21 protein-coding genes are annotated in these 18031 nt (G+C 33.4%); 20 read left to right on the top strand and 1 reads right to left on the bottom strand.

The features are described 5' to 3' along the window. Window positions 1-79: 79 nt before the first annotated feature. From gcvH to tsaB, 20 genes are all read left to right on the top strand, one after another. Entirely contained in the window at window positions 80-460 is a 381-nt protein-coding gene (gene gcvH, locus Q1A73_RS07240; RefSeq protein WP_299603523.1) for a glycine cleavage system protein GcvH, read from the top strand. Then, window positions 450-842 carry a VanZ family protein gene (locus Q1A73_RS07235; RefSeq protein ID WP_299603521.1) on the top strand — a complete coding sequence of 131 codons (393 nt, stop codon included), beginning with the start codon at window positions 450-452 and terminating at the stop codon, window positions 840-842. The genes gcvH and Q1A73_RS07235 overlap by 11 nt, the downstream gene beginning before the upstream one ends. Window positions 843-998: 156 nt before the next feature. After that, entirely contained in the window at window positions 999-1724 is a 726-nt protein-coding gene (locus tag Q1A73_RS07230; RefSeq protein ID WP_299603518.1) for an energy transducer TonB, read from the top strand. Between the two features lie 106 nt (window positions 1725-1830). Continuing rightward, window positions 1831-2577, top strand: coding sequence for an energy transducer TonB (locus tag Q1A73_RS07225; RefSeq protein WP_299603516.1), 747 nt, complete (start codon window positions 1831-1833; stop codon window positions 2575-2577). Between the two features lie 111 nt (window positions 2578-2688). Further along, window positions 2689-3432, top strand: a complete 744-nt coding sequence (locus tag Q1A73_RS07220) for an energy transducer TonB (RefSeq protein ID WP_299603512.1) — start codon at window positions 2689-2691, stop codon at window positions 3430-3432. 231 nt (window positions 3433-3663) lie between these two features. Continuing rightward, complete coding sequence (cyoE, locus tag Q1A73_RS07215; protein ID WP_299603509.1) at window positions 3664-4566, top strand: heme o synthase; 903 nt, start codon at window positions 3664-3666, stop codon at window positions 4564-4566. Beyond that, window positions 4557-5138, top strand: a complete 582-nt coding sequence (locus tag Q1A73_RS07210) for a cytochrome c oxidase subunit 3 (RefSeq protein ID WP_299603506.1) — start codon at window positions 4557-4559, stop codon at window positions 5136-5138. Before cyoE ends, Q1A73_RS07210 begins: the two co-directional genes overlap by 10 nt. A 48-nt stretch (window positions 5139-5186) precedes the next feature. After that, entirely contained in the window at window positions 5187-6170 is a 984-nt protein-coding gene (locus Q1A73_RS07205) for a cytochrome c oxidase subunit 3 (protein ID WP_299603503.1), read from the top strand. 25 nt (window positions 6171-6195) lie between these two features. Further along, complete coding sequence (locus Q1A73_RS07200; protein WP_299603500.1) at window positions 6196-6555, top strand: cytochrome C oxidase subunit IV family protein; 360 nt, start codon at window positions 6196-6198, stop codon at window positions 6553-6555. Between the two features lie 100 nt (window positions 6556-6655). After that, window positions 6656-7309, top strand: coding sequence for a hypothetical protein (locus Q1A73_RS07195; RefSeq protein ID WP_299603497.1), 654 nt, complete (start codon window positions 6656-6658; stop codon window positions 7307-7309). Between the two features lie 2 nt (window positions 7310-7311). Further along, window positions 7312-8046: an SCO family protein gene (locus tag Q1A73_RS07190; protein WP_299603493.1), complete on the top strand. Its 735-nt coding sequence runs from the start codon at window positions 7312-7314 to the stop codon at window positions 8044-8046. Further along, window positions 8039-8581: a DUF420 domain-containing protein gene (locus tag Q1A73_RS07185; RefSeq protein ID WP_299603490.1), complete on the top strand. Its 543-nt coding sequence runs from the start codon at window positions 8039-8041 to the stop codon at window positions 8579-8581. Before Q1A73_RS07190 ends, Q1A73_RS07185 begins: the two co-directional genes overlap by 8 nt. A 31-nt stretch (window positions 8582-8612) precedes the next feature. After that, window positions 8613-8831, top strand: a complete 219-nt coding sequence (locus tag Q1A73_RS07180; protein ID WP_299604661.1) for a hypothetical protein — start codon at window positions 8613-8615, stop codon at window positions 8829-8831. Between the two features lie 240 nt (window positions 8832-9071). Next, window positions 9072-9773: an ABC transporter ATP-binding protein gene (locus Q1A73_RS07175; protein WP_299603488.1), complete on the top strand. Its 702-nt coding sequence runs from the start codon at window positions 9072-9074 to the stop codon at window positions 9771-9773. Next, entirely contained in the window at window positions 9766-11013 is a 1248-nt protein-coding gene (locus Q1A73_RS07170) for an ABC transporter permease (protein ID WP_299603486.1), read from the top strand. Before Q1A73_RS07175 ends, Q1A73_RS07170 begins: the two co-directional genes overlap by 8 nt. A 1-nt stretch (window position 11014) precedes the next feature. After that, the gene (locus Q1A73_RS07165; RefSeq protein ID WP_299603483.1) at window positions 11015-12280 is read left to right on the top strand and encodes an ABC transporter permease; all 1266 of its coding nucleotides are present in this window, start codon (window positions 11015-11017) and stop codon (window positions 12278-12280) included. A gap of 58 nt (window positions 12281-12338) precedes the next feature. After that, window positions 12339-13451: an efflux RND transporter periplasmic adaptor subunit gene (locus Q1A73_RS07160; protein ID WP_299603481.1), complete on the top strand. Its 1113-nt coding sequence runs from the start codon at window positions 12339-12341 to the stop codon at window positions 13449-13451. A 115-nt stretch (window positions 13452-13566) separates the two neighbouring features. Continuing rightward, window positions 13567-15015, top strand: a complete 1449-nt coding sequence (locus Q1A73_RS07155) for a TolC family protein (RefSeq protein WP_299603479.1) — start codon at window positions 13567-13569, stop codon at window positions 15013-15015. Between the two features lie 77 nt (window positions 15016-15092). Continuing rightward, window positions 15093-16373, top strand: coding sequence for an efflux RND transporter periplasmic adaptor subunit (locus tag Q1A73_RS07150; RefSeq protein ID WP_299603477.1), 1281 nt, complete (start codon window positions 15093-15095; stop codon window positions 16371-16373). Between the two features lie 35 nt (window positions 16374-16408). Further along, entirely contained in the window at window positions 16409-17068 is a 660-nt protein-coding gene (gene tsaB, locus Q1A73_RS07145; protein WP_299603474.1) for a tRNA (adenosine(37)-N6)-threonylcarbamoyltransferase complex dimerization subunit type 1 TsaB, read from the top strand. A 104-nt stretch (window positions 17069-17172) separates the two neighbouring features. On the opposite strand, the gene Q1A73_RS07140 is transcribed toward tsaB, so the two are convergent. After that, complete coding sequence (locus Q1A73_RS07140; protein WP_299603471.1) at window positions 17173-17877, bottom strand: hypothetical protein; 705 nt, start codon at window positions 17875-17877, stop codon at window positions 17173-17175. Between the last annotated feature and the right edge of the window lie 154 nt (window positions 17878-18031).

The raw sequence follows: 18031 nt of genomic DNA, 5'->3' as shown, positions 1-18031 counted from the left end.
ACCGCTCTTTTTCTAAAGTTTGATAAAATAAATTTATTTTCGTCTTCAAAATAATAAGAACTTATAAATACTCTTTCGAATGAATATTCCTTCAGAATTAAAATATACAAAAGATCACGAGTGGATTAAAATAGATGGCGATATAGCTACAGTAGGGATTACTGATTTTGCGCAAAGCGAATTGGGTGATATCGTTTATGTAGAAGTTGAAACAGTTGGTGAAGAACTAGAACAAGAAGAGGTTTTTGGGACAGTTGAAGCTGTAAAGACGGTTTCGGATTTATTCTTACCACTAACTGGAGAGATTACAGAATTTAATGAAACATTAGAAGGAGATCCTGAACTTGTAAATAGTGATCCTTATGGAGAAGGATGGATGGTGAAAATCAAGATTACAGATGATTCTCAAATAGAAGGACTTTTATCTGCAGATGATTATAAAGCACTTATTGGGGCATAAATTCCTTTTTTCGCTAGCGATACTCTATACAGGTATCATTACTTGGCTTTCATTAGCCAAAGTATTTATTCCGATTAATGTACGAGTTGAGGGAAGCGATAAGATTGGACATTTGTTAGCATATTTTGTTTTTGCAATTGTTTGGTTTTTGTTTTTCTTTTTTTCAAAAAGACAGTCTAGAAAATTTACAACAAGTTTTATTTGGGCAGCTTTGTTTGGATTTGCGTATGGAATACTTATGGAAATATTGCAAGCGACACTAACTAGCTATCGAAGTCCAGATTGGAAGGACGTAATAGCAAATACCAGCGGTATTGTTTTGGCAGTATTTTTGCTTATAATACTTAAGAATAAGATAGTTACCTATAAAACTAATTTATAAAATTGAATAAAGTAGAATGGCTTTTGTGTTTTAGCGACATATTTAAGAGGTCATTGTAAAAGTTAAAAATTGTATTTTTTGTTTTACATTTCCATGTTTACTTGGAAAATACAAAAGAAATTAGCTATTTTAGCATTCATATAATAACATTGTAGTATGGAACCAAAGAAAAATCCGAAAGCCGATTTAACCAAAAAAAGTTCGTTGTTTTTGCAATTGGGGTTAATTTTAGTGCTTTTAATTACATGGCAAGCGATTGAGTATAAAACTTATGATCGAAGTAATATCGATATTGGTCAGGTAAATCTTGATGAGTTAGAAGAGGAAGAAGTTCCAATTACTCAAAATTTAAATACTCCACCACCTCCACCACCTCCACCTCCAGCACCAGAAATTATTGATGTTGTTGAGGATGAAGAAGAAGTTGAAGAAACAATTATCGAGTCTACCGAAACAAACCAAGAAGAAGAGATTGTAGAAGTAGAAGAAGTAGAAGACGTAGAGGAAGAGGAAGAGATAGCAGATGTACCATTTGCAGTTATTGAAAATGTACCAGTTTTTCCAGGATGTGAGAAAGAAGCTGGAAACGCTGCTAAAAAGAAATGTATGAGTGATAAGGTTAAGAAGTTTGTTAACCGTAAATTTAATACAGAATTGGGAAGCGAACTTGGTCTTTCTGGAGTAAACAGAATTTATGTTCGATTTAAGATTGATAGAACAGGAAAGATTGTTGGTGTACAGGCGAGAGGGCCACACCCAAGATTAGAAAAAGAAGCTCAAAGAGTAGTAAAGATGTTACCTAAAATGACGCCAGGAAAGCAAAGAGGAAAAGCTGTAGGTGTACTATATTCTTTACCTATCGTGTTCCAGGTACAAGATTAATTACAATTTTTTAAAAATATACTAGAAATCCCGCTGTATTGTTCAGCGGGATTTTTTTTGGTATGCTTGTTGTGCGTAGTTAGACGTAACGTTAAAACTAAGTAATATGAGTAACAAGCATGAAGCTAATGTTCGAAAAGGATCATTAGTAAACTTTCAGATTGGACTTATTGCAAGTCTACTATTCACCTATGTGATGTTCGAAGTGTATACTTCAGAACCAATTAAAAAGATTGCGGATAAACCTGTGGTCATTGACGATGAACACTTGGTTTGGGATGGTGCTTTTGAGGTTTATCAAGAGCCAGAGCAAAAAGTAGTGGCGCAAAAACAACCCGTGCCTATTCCTGATCCTACTGATTTCGAAGTGGTGGAAGATGATGTCGCTTTAGATGATCCTACTGATGAGTACGAAAGCAAGGAACCAACAGAGGTAAGTGCCCCTTTTAATCCAGATGCTATTTCTAGTGAAGAAGAGGAAGAGATTCCGGAAAATGTTCCTTTTTCGGTAGTGGAAGATGTTCCTATTTTTCCAGGTTGCGAAAAATTGAAAACCAATAAAGAAAGGGCAGCTTGCTTTTCTGAAAAGATTGGTAAAATTATTTCCAGAAAATTCGATACTAGTATTGGAGGAAATTATGGTTTAAGCGGTGTGCAAAGGATTTATACCTTATTCGATGTAGCTGCTGATGGAACTATCCAGAATATACAGGTGCGAGCTCCTCATCCAAAGTTGAAAAAGGAAGCAGAAAGAGTTATTCGTTTGTTTCCTACTATGACACCTGGGAAGCAACGCAAAACTCCTGTAACGGTAAAGTACCAGCTTCCGATCGTTTTCAAAGTTCAGGATTAAGAACAGCTATTTTTTAAAATATGAGAATCCCGTTACGAATATCGTAAACGGGATTCCTTTTTGGTATGCTTGTTGATTTCAATTTTAATTGTAACGTTAAAACTAAATAATATGAGTAACAAGCATGATGCTAATGTACGAAAAAGTATGTTGGTGAACTTTCAGATTGGGCTTATAGCAAGCCTTTTATTCGTTTTTACGATGTTCGAAACATATAGTTCTGTTTCGGTAATCGCACCACCAGACGATGAAGTTGATAACATAGAGGATGTTAGCTTCACGATGGATGTTTTTAGGGTAGAGAAACCAAAAATTGAAAAGCAATTGGTTGAGGCGAAAAAAGTAAAGAAACAGGAGTTGGTGGAGCTAAATAAAACCGAAGAAAAGTCGGTTGTCGATAAACTTACAAAACAACTTGGTATAATAAACGAAAAAGGGAAAACTAAAGCTGTTTCCGTGGATTCAATTTTAGACATTGTTGAAACCAAAAATATTACTTACGATATCACTAAAGTTACTGTGGCGCCAATTTATCCAGGATGTGAAGGGTTGTCCAGTAATGATGAAAGAATTGCTTGTTTATCCAGTAAGATTAAGAAAATAGTTTCTTATAAATTCAATACTGATTTAGGTGCTGAGTATGGTCTTAAAGGAATGCAAAGAATCCATGTTCAGTTTCAGGTAAGTAAAGATGGATCTATAAATAATATTAGGGTAAGAGCACCACATCCAGCTTTAGAAAAAGAAACCAGACGAGTGGTAAGAAAATTTTCTAGGATGACACCAGGAAAGATTGGTAAAGATGCTGTAAATGTGAAATATTACTTGCCAATTAAATTTAAAATAGAAGAATAGTTGCTATAAATAGTGATAAAAGTCTATCCTCATAAGTGGATAGACTTTTTTAATATTTTTTCGGTATGATTTGTAAGTGTTTAGAAGTGTCTTTGATTGAGCTAAATGACGCTTAATTTGTGGAACAGTTGTTAAAAGGTGAATTATAAATAGTTATAAGTTGTCTATAATGCTTTTAAGGCATATCTTTGCACAACTTTTTTTAAAAGCAATTTAGATAACGTGCAAAATTTGAGTATAACCCAAGTAGATACTGCCAAAGTTTCTGTTATTCAGGATTTTAAAGAGATTACTAAAATGCGTCTTGCGTTGAGTGTAGTCTTTTCTTCTGTTGCAGGTTACCTTTTGGGAGTAGAAAGCATATCTTGGACCACATTGGGTCTTCTATCTATAGGTGGATATTTTATGGTGGGTGCATCTAATGCTTTTAATCAGATCATAGAGAGAGATCTGGATGTGCTAATGGATCGTACAAAGAACAGACCTATTCCCTCAGGAAGAATGTCTGTAAGTACTGCTTTTATAATAGCAAGTATATTTACAATATTAGGAATTTCAGTATTGTTTGTGATCAATCCACAAACAGCTATGTTCGGTGCGATTTCAATTTTTATTTATGTAAGTCTTTATACACCACTTAAAACGAAGACACCTCTGTCAGTTTTTGTGGGGGCAATTCCAGGAGCAATTCCTTTTATGTTAGGTTGGGTAGCAGCGACAGATAACTTCGGTATAGAACCGGGAACACTGTTTATGATTCAGTTTTTTTGGCAATTTCCTCATTTTTGGGCTATTGGATGGTTTTTATTCGATGATTATAAAAAAGGAGGCTTTTTTATGCTTCCTACGGGAAAAAGAGATAAAGGTACTGCAACCCAGGTAGTGATTTATACAGTATGGACAGTTGTTACATCATTAGTACCTGTTTTTGGTGTTACTGGACGACTGTATATTACACCAGTATCAGGAATCTTAATTCTTATACTAGGTGTTTTTCTATTAAGATATGCAATACGTTTGTACAAGGTTAAAGATGCTAAAACTGCGAAACAATTAATGCTTGCAAGTGTTTCTTACATTACTTTATTGCAAATCATTTATGTGGCTGATAAATTTATTCGTGTATGGATTTAACACAAGGAACGACAATCGAAAAACAGAAAAGAGCCAAAAAAACTATGATGTGGTTTGCTATGATAAGTATGACCATGACATTTGCTGGTTTAACAAGTGCTTATGTAGTAAGTAAAACTAGGGAAGACTGGTTGACTGATTTGGTTTTTCCGAATGCTTTTTTAATTAGCTTATTTATCATTATTGGGAGTAGTATTTCTTTTTACATGGTAAAAAAAGCAATTGAAAAAGAGAATAGAAGTTTAGCAACTTTGTTATTATTGTTAACTTTAGTATTGGGAACGTTTTTTGTTTTTATGCAATTTCAAGGTTTTGCGGATATTATGGATCAAGGGTATTATTTTACAGGTCCATCGGCAAATATTGTCCCAACGTTTTTGTATATCATAGTCGTATTACATATAGTCCACGTAATTGTTGGGCTAATCGTACTTTTAGTCGTAATTTATAATCATTTTAAACAAAAGTATAAAACAGGGCAAACCCTTGGTTTAGAACTGGGTGCTATGTATTGGCATTTCGTAGATGTTTTATGGGTTTATCTCTTTTTATTTTTATATTTCGTTAGATAATAAAATTGATTACTTTTGTGGAAAATTTAACAATACCAAATTCTTTATATGGAAACAACTGTTACTAATACAGGTACAGAAGGTAAAACTTGGGGTGGAGGTAACAAACCACTGAAAGTGAGTTATGGTAAGATGATGATGTGGTTTTTTATCCTGTCTGATGCACTTACATTCTCTGGGTTTCTTGCTGCTTACGGTTTTTCAAGATTCAAATTCATAGATTCATGGCCAATCGCGGATGAAGTGTTTAATCACTTTCCATTCCTTCATGGAGTAGATGCTCCGATGTATTATGTGGCATTAATGACGTTTATATTAATATTTTCTTCAGTAACAATGGTACTTGCGGTAGATGCAGGGCACCAAATGAAACAGAAGAAAGTAATTCTTTATATGTTCTTAACGATTATTGGTGGAGCAGTTTTCGTTGGTTCTCAGGCTTGGGAATGGAAAAATTTCATCAAAGGAGAGTACGGAGCGGTAGAAACTAAAGGAGGTCAGATCCTGCAGTTTGTAGATAAAGAAGGTCACAGAGTCGCATTACACGATATAGCTATTGTAAATGCTAATAAGGATAGAGAGCAACACCAAAGCAAAAACGGAATTTGGTACGAGTCAGAAAAAGAGCTGCCTACGTATACAATTCAGGAGATAAGAGACGGTTTTGCTAAAAAAAGTGACTTATTGGTAAGAACTCAGATTTTAACGGAGAAAGGTGAAAAGACAATCTTATCTAGAGAAGAGTCCTTAAAAAGATTAAATACGGATGCTATTGGTATTGTAGAAGGAGCGAATTTGATTCATAATGAATATGGAACACCGTTGTTTGCTAATTTCTTTTTCTTTATCACAGGATTCCACGGATTTCACGTATTATCTGGAGTTGTGATCAATATTATCATATTTTTTAATGTGATATTAGGGACATACGAGAGAAGAAAGAATTACGAAATGGTGGAGAAAGTAGGACTTTATTGGCACTTCGTAGATTTAGTTTGGGTATTTGTATTTACATTCTTCTACCTGGTTTAATTATTAAAAAGATTTTAAAATAGATATGGGACACGATACAGCACACCACGAATCAAATACCAAAAGAATATGGTATGTGTTCGTTTTATTATCAGTAGTGACGATAGTAGAAGTGATTTTAGGTATTATCAAACCTGCATTTTTAATAGAGACTACAGTTATTAGTATGAAATTGCTAAACTGGATCTTTATTATCTTAACGATTTACAAGGCATATTACATTACATGGGCTTTTATGCATATGGAAGGAGAGACAAAGGGACTTCGTAGATCAGTTGTTTGGACAGCAGTATTTCTAATCAGTTATTTGATTTTTATCTTGTTAACCGAAGGAGATTATATTTATGAAGTTTTCAAAGCTGGTCATAAAAGCTGGGACTTTTAATTAAGATATACAGACGTTAAAAACGTAATAAAAGATAGTAAAAGACGGTTGGTTTCAGCCGTCTTTTTTATTTTTGCAGATAAGTTAAGTTGTTGATTTAATGAAAAAATTTTTAGTTCTAGGTACATTATTTATTCTGCCAATAGTAGCATATTTATTTTTTGCTTCAGCTGTAGATAATTTCTCCAAACTCCCGGTTTTAGTAGAGTCCGTTGGCGATCTTAATAACTTCGAAAGCCTTGAAAAAAAAGACATAACATTACAGGATAAAATTACAATTTTAGGTTTTTTAGGAGATGACATCCTTAGTAAACGAGGTAACGCTTTCAATCTTAATCAGAAAATATATAAAAAGAATTATGAATTCAGAGATTTTCAATTCGTAATGGTTTGCCCTTATGGTAGCGAAAATCAATCCAAGGAGCTTATTAAAGAATTAAGTAAGTTAACTGATGTATCTGGTTGGAATTTTGTTTTTGGTACTCCTGAGCGCATAGAAAGTTTTTTTAAAGGGTTAAAAACACCGTATTCTTTAGATGAGAAGAGTGCAACAGATTTTGTCTTTATCATAGACAAAAAAATGAATCTAAGAGGGCGAGAGGAGAACAGAGAAAAGAATGAGATAGATGTATATGGATATGATACTAGCTCTGTAGCTGATCTTAATAACGTTATGGTAGATGATGTGAAGGTGATATTAGCGGAGTATCGTTTGGCATTAAAAAAATATAAAGCAGATCGTAAAGAAAAGTAGCTATGAAAAAATATTCATATGTTGGTATATCTTTTATTATCCTAGTTTTTGGAATCATTTTTATTCCTAGAATAGTAAATAGAGTAAAGAAGTCTTCTATTGTGGAAAATGATAGGATGAGTGCGAGCAATCCAATAGTCAATCAAAAGCTTTCTTATATTAAAATTAACGGAAAGCCAAGAAAAGTTCCTGAGTTTGCGTTTCTGAATCAAGATAGTATGCTTATAACTAATCATGACTTTAGAGGAAAGGTTTTTGTCGTAGATTTCTTTTTTACCAGTTGCCCTACGATTTGTCCAAAAATGTCTAAGAATTTGGTGTATTTACAGGATAAATTAAAAGATTATAAGGATTTTGGTGTAGCTTCATTTACCATTAATCCAAGACGCGATACTCCAAGTATCCTAAAAAAGTACGCAGAAAACTATGGTATATCAAACCCTGATTGGCATTTACTCACCGGAGAACGAGAAGATATATTTGATTTAGCGAATGCTGGATTTAATATATATGCCGCTGAAAACCCTGAGGTGCCTGGAGGTTTTGAACATAATGGTCACTTTGCATTAATAGATAAAGATGGGTATATCCGATCTCGTTATGATGCTTCTGGTAATCCTATTATTTATTATAGAGGTACTATTGGTGTAGAAGAAAAAAAGGATGAAAGTGGAGAGGAAGAGCAAATTACAATCTTGTTAGAAGATATAAAGAAATTATTAGAAGAGGATGAGTAAAAGTATTTCAGAAACCGAAAGCAAGTATAATAAATGGATCGTTGTGTTATCTATTGCTATTCCAGTAGCAGTCGCTGGATTGTTTTTTATAAATCTTAAAAAATTAGGTTTCGATGTAGAACCGTTAACTTTTTTACCACCAATTTACGCTACGATAAATGGATTAACAGCAGTAATTCTTGTGATTGCATTTTGGGCAATAAAAAATAAGAAAGTAAAATTGCATGAGAATCTCATGAAGACTGCTATTGTGTGTTCTGTTCTTTTTTTAGTAATGTACGTCGCATACCACATGACTAGTGAATCTACTAAGTTTGGTGGAGAGGGAATAATCCGTTATGTGTATTTGTTTATTCTTCTTACTCACATACTGTTATCAATAGTTGTTATTCCTTTTGTTTTGATTACTTATGTGAGGGCATTAGCTAAGAGTTTCGAAAGGCATAAAAAAATTGCTAGAATTACATTTCCAATATGGTTGTATGTTGCAATTACGGGTGTTATTGTTTATCTGATGATATCTCCTTACTATTAATTTATAACTTCTAAATAGGGATCCTTAGATGATGAGATTAAAATATATATTGATTTTAGTGTTGATGTTGTTTTTTACACTTCCAATGGATGCACAATGCGCTATGTGTCGTGCTGTGTTAGAAAGTGAAGAAGGTCAGCAAACTGCTAAAGGAATTAATAATGGGATCGTATACCTTATGATTATCCCATATATTTTGATTGGCACTGTAGGATATTTTATTTACAGAAATAAGAAAAAAGCTTCCTAGGAGATTTAATAGCTTTTTACTCAATATAAATGTTTAACATTTTAATAACACATGCTACTGTAACGAAATTGATGTAGGATTAGTCTTATCTAATAAGACTACACTAACCAATCTTTTGTATTTCTGGAGGGGAAACCAGAAACAGCATATAAAACATACTATTTTTAGTACCAAGGTGTAAGTCTTAGTTTATATTAGTGAAGGTATCATATTGTGCCTCATAATCTTAATCTAAGTATTATGATTGAAATTAAAGACTTGCATAAATCTTACCAGATGGGGAGTAATTCTCTGCACGTTTTAAAAGGAATCAATTTTAATGTTAATGAAGGGGAACTTGTTTCTATCATGGGGTCATCGGGCTCTGGAAAATCTACGTTGCTAAATATTTTAGGAATGCTCGATGAAGCTGATTCTGGAAGTTACTTTTTGGATAATATTCCTATTAAAAACCTTAACGAAAAAATCGCCGCTAGATATCGGAATAAATTTCTAGGGTTTATATTCCAGTCTTTTAATTTAATTAATTATAAAAATGCCTTGGATAATGTCGCTATGCCATTATACTATCAAGGGATTAAAAGGAAGGAAAGAACGGACAAAGCACTTCATTATCTGGAAAAGGTTGGATTAGCAGATTGGGCAACACACTTACCGAACGAATTATCTGGAGGACAAAAACAGCGGGTAGCGATTGCGAGGGCATTAGCATCTGAGCCTAAAGTACTGCTTGCAGATGAGCCAACAGGAGCATTGGATACTAAAACCTCTTATGAAGTAATGGATCTGATTCAGGGAATAAACGATGAAGGTAAAACAATCCTTATTGTTACTCACGAAGAGGATATAGCGCATATGACCAAACGTATTGTTAACCTTAAAGATGGTCTTATTATAGATGACGGTATTGTAGAACAAGTAAGAGCAAATTCATATGTTTAATATCGAACGCTGGCAGGAAATATTTGAGACAATTCGTAAAAACAAATTAAGAACCTTTCTAACCGGACTGTCTGTTGCTTCAGGAATATTTATTTTGGTAATACTTCTTGGTGTGGGACAAGGAATGCAAAATGGAATTGCAGAAGAATTTGAAGGCGATGCCTCTAATAGTATATGGGTTTGGACAAGACCAACATCTGTAGAATATAAAGGAATGAACCCAGGAAGGTTCTTTAGCATGACCAACGAAGATTTTGATTTTATTCATAAGACCAATGAAGATGTAATAGAATACGAATCATCTAGAGTGAGAATTTGGAATGCTACAATATCATATAAAAAGGAATCTGGAAGTTATAGAATTGAAGGTGTTTTTCCAGGTTTTCAATTTATTGAAAATCAGTCCATGGTATCGGGTAGGTTTATCAATCAGAATGATATCGACGAAAAGGGTAAGATTGTAACACTGGGAAGAAAAGTGAAGGAAGCCTTGTTTAAAAATGGGGAAGATCCAATAGGAAAATATGTTAAACTTAATGATATTCCTTTCAAAGTTGTTGGAGTATACACGGATAAAGGTGGAGAACGGGAAGAGGAGCAGGTTTCTATTCCTTCCACTACAGCACAACAGGTTTTTAATCGTGGTCAAAATATTAATAATCTATCTTATACTCTTAAGCCAGAAAAAGATTTTGAAACTGCAGTAGCAAAATCTGAAGAATTTGTGGCTTCAATTACCAGATATTTAAAAAACAAACACGTTATCGCTCCAACAGACGATCGAGCTATTGGAATCGGGAATTCTTTAGAGCAGGCTAAAAGATTTTATAGCTTGATTTTTATGATCAAAGCCTTTTTCTGGTGGGTAGGAGTGTGTACGATTATAGCAGGTGTAGTGGGGGTAAGTAACATTATGCTTATCATTGTTAAGGAACGAACAAAAGAAATAGGTATTCGGAAAGCAATAGGGGCATTACCTTCTTCCATTATTGGAATGATTTTGCACGAAGCTATATTTGTGACTGCTATAGCAGGTTTTACTGGATTAATTTTTGGATTGATTCTATTAGAAATAGTAGGACCTATGGTCAAAACAGATTTCATATCCAATCCTTCTGTAAATTTCAATATTGCCATTACCACCGTATTCATATTAATTATTGCAGGAGCACTCGCAGGATTTTTTCCAGCATGGAGAGCAGCAAAGATCAAACCCATTGTAGCACTTAGAGACGAGTAATATGTTTAATAGAGATAAATGGAATGAAATAATAGAAGCCCTAACGGCTAATTGGTTTAGAACCTTGTTAACTGCATTTGGAGTTTGTTGGGGGATATTCATTTTAGTAATACTGCTGGCAGCGGGAAAAGGGTTGGAAAATGGTGTAAAACGAGGCTTTGGAGATATTGCTACGAATACCATGTTTATGTGGACACAGATTGCAACCAAACCTTATAAAGGTCTACCCAAAGGAAGAAGATTTAATTTTAAAATAGGAGATGTAGCTTCAATTAGAGAAAAAGTACCTGGATTACTATATATTTCTCCTCGTAATCAACTTGGAGGCTTTGGAGGGACTAATAATGTTGTAAGAGGTTTAAATACCGGAGCTTTTAATGTTTATGGTGATTATCCTGAGATCATTAATCAAGATCCAATTACTATAACTTCCGGAAGATTTGTCAATTATGGGGATATCGATAATAATAGAAAAGTAGCTGTAATTGGTGAAGGAGTAAAAAAAGAGTTGTTTAAAATAGGTGAAGATCCCATTGGTGAATATATAAAAATTAAGGGGGTTAGTTTTATGGTGATTGGAACTTATATGAAGAAATCTAATAATGGAGATCGAGAACAAGGCCAAAATGAAATTTTTGTTCCTTTTACTTCTTTTTCGCAAGCTTTTAATAGGGCAGATAACGTTGGATGGATGGCGATTACAGCACAAGATGATCACTCAATTACCAAGTTGAAGAAGAATATAATCGATGTAATGAAAACTAATCATACCATACATCCTGAAGATAACAGGGCAATTGGAAATTTTGATCTGTATCAAGAGTTTAGTAAGATTAATGGACTTTTTATTGCCCTTAGAGGAGTAGCTTATTTTGTGGGAGTTCTGGTATTATTATCGGGTATTATTGGTATTAGTAATATTATGCTGATAGTTGTGAAAGAACGAACTAAAGAAATTGGAATTAGACGTGCCCTTGGCGCTTCCCCTTGGTCTATAAGAGGGCAAATTTTATTAGAGTCTATTTTTCTAACTATTATTTCTGGTATGACAGGCATTGCAGTATCTACAGGAGTTATATTTTTAGTAAATAAAATCTTAGATGGGATACCCGCTACTAATGAAACGATGTTTGCAAATCCTAGTGTAGATCTCACAGTCGTTTTTGTGGCTTTACTCATATTAATAACAAGCGGACTTTTAGCGGGTTTAATACCAGCACAAGTTGCTATCAAAACAAAACCAATAGATGCTTTAAGAGCAGAATAAAAATAAATCAATCAAAGTTTTACTGTTGCAACAGTAAACAAATCAATAAACACGGAAAATGAAAAAAACAATAACAGTTATTATCTTACTTCTTATAGTAGTTGTATTCGGAGGCGCATTATATTATTTGTATCAAAAAAATCAGGAAGATCCTGTAACTTATAAAACAGAACAAAGTACTGTAGAAACGATTATTAAAAAAACCGTAGCAACAGGAAGTATTGTGCCGAAAGAAGAAGTGTTAATAAAACCAAACATTTCTGGAATCATTGAAGAAATATATATCGAAGCTGGAGATCAGATTAAGTCCGGTGATCTAATTGCTAAAATTAGAGTGATACCCAATGTGTCTTCATTGCAAAGTGCTAAAAATGCGGTGCAAACGGCAAAAATAGATTTGGATAATCAGGAAAAAGTTTTCAAAAGACAAAAAGAGTTGTTTGATAAAGGAGTTATTTCTGCAAATGAATTTGATGGTTCGGATGTAACTTACAAACAATCAAAACAAAACTATGAAGCAGCACAGCAAAATTATCAAATTGTTAAAACAGGAACTACACGAGGATTAGGAAGCGCTGCGAATACATTAATCCGCTCCACAGTTTCTGGGATGGTTTTAGAAGTTCCGGTAAAAGAGGGGAATCAGGTGATTGAATCAAATAATTTTAATGATGGTACCACTATCGCTGCTGTAGCAGATGTAGGACAAATGATTTTTGAAGGAAACGTAGATGAAAGTGAAGTAGGAAAGATTAAAGAAGATTTACCATTGGAAATAACGGTAGGAGCGATAGAAAATAAGAAATTTGATGCCGTTTTGGATTATATTGCACCGAAAGGAAAAGAAGAAAATGGAGCCATTCAGTTTGAAATTAAAGGTACACTGAATAAAAAGGATACCACATTTATTAGAGCAGGACTAAGCGCAAATGCATCTATTATTTTAGCAAAAGTTGATAGTGTAATGGCATTGAAAGAATCTCTTATCCAGTATGATTCGAAAACACAAAAGCCTTTCGTAGAAGTGGCTACAGGAGATCAACAATTTGAAAATAGAGATGTTGAGTTAGGAGTAAGTGATGGAATTCATGTAGAAATTAAAAGCGGAATCACGAAAGAAGATAAAATCAAAGTTTGGAATCAAATTAAGAAACCAGAGTTTGGAAATTAATTTTTTTCAAAAAAAGTGTAACAACAATAATCAATAGTATACAAATAGGTATCAGAAATATAAATTTAAGTATAAGAAGATGTTTCTGAGCGACCTTTTAAATAAAGAGAAACCGATGAAAGTTAAAATTTCAATTATTTGCTGTGTCCTTTTCGGGATGCTTACTGTACAAGCACAAGATAAAAAATGGACATTAAGAGAGTGTGTGGAGTATGCTTTGGAAAATAATATTACTATTAAACAATCAGCACTTAATGTAGAAAATGCAGCAATAGATAAAAAAGATGCTTTGGGTAATTTTTTACCATCTCTAAATGCACAGGCATCTAACTTTTGGAGATCAGGTTTAGCAACAGATCCGATTACAAATACGAACAGTACGGCAACTTTTAGAAGTTCATCATATGGTATTAATGTTGGGATTACTTTATTTGATGGGTTAAGAAACGTGAAACAGTTTCAAAGAGCAAAATTGAATAAACTTTTAAGTCAGTATAATCTTGGAAAATCTAAAGACGATATTGCGTTGTTTGTAGCTAATAGTTACTTACAAGTTCTATTGAACAAGGAATCTTTAAAGGTAATAGAAAAGCAACATGAAATTACCTTAGAACAGTTAAAAAGAACAAAGGATTTGGTAGATGCAGGTGTTTTGCCGCAAGGAGATCTTTTGGAAATAGAAGCGACCTCTGCAGATGAGCTTACCCGAATTGTACAAGCGGAAAATGCTGTGTTAATCGCTAGAGTAGGACTTGCACAAACACTATTAATAAAGGATTATGAAAAGTTTGATATTGCAGAGCAAGATTATCTAGTTCCGTCTTCTTCGATTTTGAATAAGTCTGTTGATGAGATTAGGTCTAGCGCTAGAGAAGCTAGATATGAAGTGCAAATTGCAGAACAAAATAAGCTAATTGCAGAAAAAGATTTAGAAATAGCAAGAGGTGCTTATTATCCTACATTAAGTGGTTCGTTTGGATATAATACTAGTGAAGTTGGAAATGATACATTCAGTAGATCAATTGATCCAGACAACCCAACAGTAGATTTACCAATTGGATTTGTTGGAAATACTGGAGAGGAAGTATTTCAAACTCAGCCAAACTTCTTAATACAAGAAGCGGGACCTACACCATTTATAGAACAATTGTATAATAATGATGCACTTTCTTATGGATTATCCCTTTCTGTGCCAATTTTTAATGGTTTCGCAACTAGGAATAATGTAAAAAGAAGTAAGATTAATGTTAAGCGTACACAGTTTCAGCTAGAACAAGCGGAGCTAGATTTAGATAGTAATGTATATCAGGCCTATTTGGATGCTAAAGGATCTGCTGAAGCTTATGAGGCTTCTTTAGTTGCTGTAAAGGCGCAAGAAAGAGCTTATGAGTACGCGAAGGATAGATATGATGTTGGAAGAACCAACGCATTTGATTTTAGTCAGTCAAAATTCAGATTAGAAAATGCACAGAGTAATGAGGTGCAAGCAAAATTCGATTACATATTCAAGATTAAAGTTCTAGAACTTTATTTTGGAATCAAAATAGCAGACATAAAATTATAATTTAAATAGTCCATTAAATTTGGGCTACTTAACTAAAGATTGTAATTTCATTTTATAGAATTAATTTAAACTAAGTCATGAGTAGAAAAACTTTACTAATCATTTTAATTTTTGTTATTGTTTTAGTTATTGGACTTGTCTTGGGCAAAAAAGCAGGATGGTTTGGTAAAGATGGAAACCTAAAAGAAGTAGAGATTTCAGAAATCCAAAAGCTAGATATTGTGGAAACCGTTTCTGCTACAGGAAAAATTCAACCAGAGGTAGAAGTGAAGCTTTCTTCTGAGGTTTCTGGAGAGATCATTGACTTACCTATAAAAGAAGGTCAGCAAGTACAAAAAGGAGATCTCTTAGTTAGAATTAATCCTGATATTATCCAATCAGGATTGAATAGATCTCAGGCGGCATTGGAAAATGTTAGAGCAGGATTACAACAAGCTGAAGCTAGTTTAAAAGAAGCTAAGTTAAGTTACGAACGTAATAAAGAATTGTTCGACAAAGGCGTAATTTCCAAGGCAGAGTGGGATACTTCAGTGTCGGCTTATGAAGTGGCACAAGCAGCTAAACAATCTGCTTTTTATAACGTAAAAAGTGCTCAGGCAACTGTGAATGAAGCAAAGGATAATTTAAGTAGAACAACGATCTACGCGCCAATGAGTGGTACGATCTCTAAATTATCGGTAGAACTCGGAGAAAGAGTAGTAGGTACACAACAAATGGCAGGTACAGAAATAGTTAGAGTTGCTAACTTGAGTAATATGGAAGTAGAAGTTGATGTTAATGAAAATGATATTGTAAAAGTTTCTCTTGGTGATTCTACTATTGTTGAAGTAGATGCGTATTTAAAAAAACAATTTAAAGGGTTAGTTACCGAAATTGCTAATTCTGCAGAAAGCACATTAAGTGCTGATCAAGTAACTAACTTTAAGGTAAAAGTTCGTATTCTAGAAGAGTCTTATAAGGATTTGACAGAGGGTAAACCAGAAAGTTACTCACCATTCAGACCTGGAATGACAGCAACAGTAGATGTTATTACCAATAAAAGAGAGAGTGTAATTGGAGTTCCAATTAGTGCAATAGTAATAAAAACGGATACTTCTAGTAGTGCTAAAAGGAAATATACGAAGGAAAAAATAAAAGAGTCTGACGAGAAATTTGAATGTGTTTTTGTTAATGATGGAGGATCTGCTAAACTAAGAGTTATCAAAACAGGAATTCAGGATGATAGCAATATAGAAATTACAGAAGGCTTAAATGTTGGAGAAAATGTTATTGTGGGGCCTTATAATGTTGTTACAAAGACATTAAAAACAGGAGATAAAGTAACTTCTAAAAAGCAAAGCAAAGCCAAAGAAGAATAAGATTATTAAAGGTATCTTTGCATAAATTTTTTAAGATGGCCTATATTCTTTGTTTAGAGACTTCTACAACTAATTGTTCTGTATCACTATGTAAAGATGGTAAAGTAATTGGCTTTAAAGAGGATTACGACACCAAATATTCTCATGCAGAACGCTTGCATCAATTCATAAAGATTGTACTGGAGGAGGCATCAATAGAGTTTAAAGAGCTTAATGCAATAGCAGTAAGTAAAGGGCCTGGTTCCTACACAGGTCTAAGAATTGGAGTGTCCTCTGCAAAAGGACTTTGTTATGGTCTACAAATACCATTAATATCTATAAGTACCTTACATTCATTAGCGATGCAAATACAATGCGATAAGGGATATATTGTGCCAATGATTGATGCTCGTAGAATGGAAGTATATTCAGCTATATTTTCAAAAGATTATAAGAAAGAAAGATCCATAGAAGCTGAAATTTTGGTAGAAGATTCGTATCAATCTTATTTGCAGAATAATGAAGTATGTTTTATCGGTAATGGTGTATCCAAGTTTTCGGAAATTTGTGAGCATAAAAACGCCAAGTTTTTTCCAGAAAAATTACCGTCTTCTAAAGAAATGGCAATCTTGAGTTATCAGAAATATGTAAATAAGGATTTTGAAGATGTTAGTTATTTTGAACCTTATTATTTAAAAGATTTTGTAGCGGGTTAGGCTTAAGGAAGTAATACAATATCAATTCACAGAAGTTATTTTATACAACAAAAGAGGTCATCTCAGAATAAGATGACCTCTTTTGTTTTGATTTTAAATATAATTTAATCTCTTCTACTTCTATCGCTAAGTAAACTTCTAGATCTATTGCCGTCCGTACTTTTTAAAGCATTATATCTTGATACTAATCGAATAAGATCTTCTTCCTTTCTTACCTTAATACGATTCTTTTTCATGTATTTCTTTAACTCTTCTTCTTTATCACTTAAAGCAGCTAAAATCTCTTTCTTATTCATTGGAAGTTCCATTATAATCCCACGTTCTTCTAAGAAATATTTGGTTTTGATACGCACCTTTCCTGGTGTTGCAGTACCACTTACCGAACCTTTTGGATCAGGTTTAGTTATCTTCACAGAATACTTTTTATAGATTCTATACTTTTCATTTAGCTCTACCAAGACATAATACCCCGGTTTTTTTAACCCACGCTGAGTTTTAAAATTACAATAGTAATAGTAATCTCCGTCTATTCGTGCATGTGATGTAGGACTCTTTAAAAGTTCGAATAAATCACCGCCTTTTTTGAATTCTAATGCATCTGTGTAAGCATTATATCTTAGTTTGGTATCAAAGGTTCCTGACTTTTCATCAATGACACTTGCATCCTTATATTTTAAGGTTTTGTGTATAGAACCATCATACTCATCAAAAGTAGTTACTCTTTTGGTTGGTTTTAGTAAAGATTGCGGAAGTTGCGCAAACAATAAAGGCGATATTAATAAAAATAATAAGTGTAGTATTTTTCTCACGATCTATTGATTTAGGTGTATTAAATTTAATAAAACGTAGGTTTAAATACAAAAATTACAGTTTTAATACTTTATTTTTATTGATTATTCAATACTTTTAAATTATTGGCAATTTATTAATGAGAAATAACATATTTTGTTGAAAATATAACAT

Source organism: uncultured Aquimarina sp. (assembly GCF_947492115.1).
Taxonomy (GTDB): domain Bacteria; phylum Bacteroidota; class Bacteroidia; order Flavobacteriales; family Flavobacteriaceae; genus Aquimarina.
This window is presented reverse-complemented; position numbering and strand designations above follow the sequence as displayed.

Excerpts from the sequence above, each read along its gene's own strand:
- gcvH (WP_299603523.1), top strand. The coding sequence starts at position 80 with ATGAATATTCCTTCAGAATTAAAATATACAAAAGATCACGAGTGGATT.
- Q1A73_RS07230 (WP_299603518.1), top strand. The coding sequence starts at position 999 with ATGGAACCAAAGAAAAATCCGAAAGCCGATTTAACCAAAAAAAGTTCG.
- Q1A73_RS07225 (WP_299603516.1), top strand. The coding sequence starts at position 1,831 with ATGAGTAACAAGCATGAAGCTAATGTTCGAAAAGGATCATTAGTAAAC.
- Q1A73_RS07220 (WP_299603512.1), top strand. The coding sequence starts at position 2,689 with ATGAGTAACAAGCATGATGCTAATGTACGAAAAAGTATGTTGGTGAAC.
- Q1A73_RS07210 (WP_299603506.1), top strand. The coding sequence starts at position 4,557 with ATGGATTTAACACAAGGAACGACAATCGAAAAACAGAAAAGAGCCAAA.
- Q1A73_RS07205 (WP_299603503.1), top strand. The coding sequence starts at position 5,187 with ATGGAAACAACTGTTACTAATACAGGTACAGAAGGTAAAACTTGGGGT.
- Q1A73_RS07200 (WP_299603500.1), top strand. The coding sequence starts at position 6,196 with ATGGGACACGATACAGCACACCACGAATCAAATACCAAAAGAATATGG.
- Q1A73_RS07195 (WP_299603497.1), top strand. The coding sequence starts at position 6,656 with ATGAAAAAATTTTTAGTTCTAGGTACATTATTTATTCTGCCAATAGTA.
- Q1A73_RS07190 (WP_299603493.1), top strand. The coding sequence starts at position 7,312 with ATGAAAAAATATTCATATGTTGGTATATCTTTTATTATCCTAGTTTTT.
- Q1A73_RS07185 (WP_299603490.1), top strand. The coding sequence starts at position 8,039 with ATGAGTAAAAGTATTTCAGAAACCGAAAGCAAGTATAATAAATGGATC.
- Q1A73_RS07180 (WP_299604661.1), top strand. The coding sequence starts at position 8,613 with ATGAGATTAAAATATATATTGATTTTAGTGTTGATGTTGTTTTTTACA.
- Q1A73_RS07175 (WP_299603488.1), top strand. The coding sequence starts at position 9,072 with ATGATTGAAATTAAAGACTTGCATAAATCTTACCAGATGGGGAGTAAT.
- Q1A73_RS07170 (WP_299603486.1), top strand. The coding sequence starts at position 9,766 with ATGTTTAATATCGAACGCTGGCAGGAAATATTTGAGACAATTCGTAAA.
- Q1A73_RS07165 (WP_299603483.1), top strand. The coding sequence starts at position 11,015 with ATGTTTAATAGAGATAAATGGAATGAAATAATAGAAGCCCTAACGGCT.
- Q1A73_RS07160 (WP_299603481.1), top strand. The coding sequence starts at position 12,339 with ATGAAAAAAACAATAACAGTTATTATCTTACTTCTTATAGTAGTTGTA.
- Q1A73_RS07155 (WP_299603479.1), top strand. The coding sequence starts at position 13,567 with ATGAAAGTTAAAATTTCAATTATTTGCTGTGTCCTTTTCGGGATGCTT.
- Q1A73_RS07150 (WP_299603477.1), top strand. The coding sequence starts at position 15,093 with ATGAGTAGAAAAACTTTACTAATCATTTTAATTTTTGTTATTGTTTTA.
- tsaB (WP_299603474.1), top strand. The coding sequence starts at position 16,409 with ATGGCCTATATTCTTTGTTTAGAGACTTCTACAACTAATTGTTCTGTA.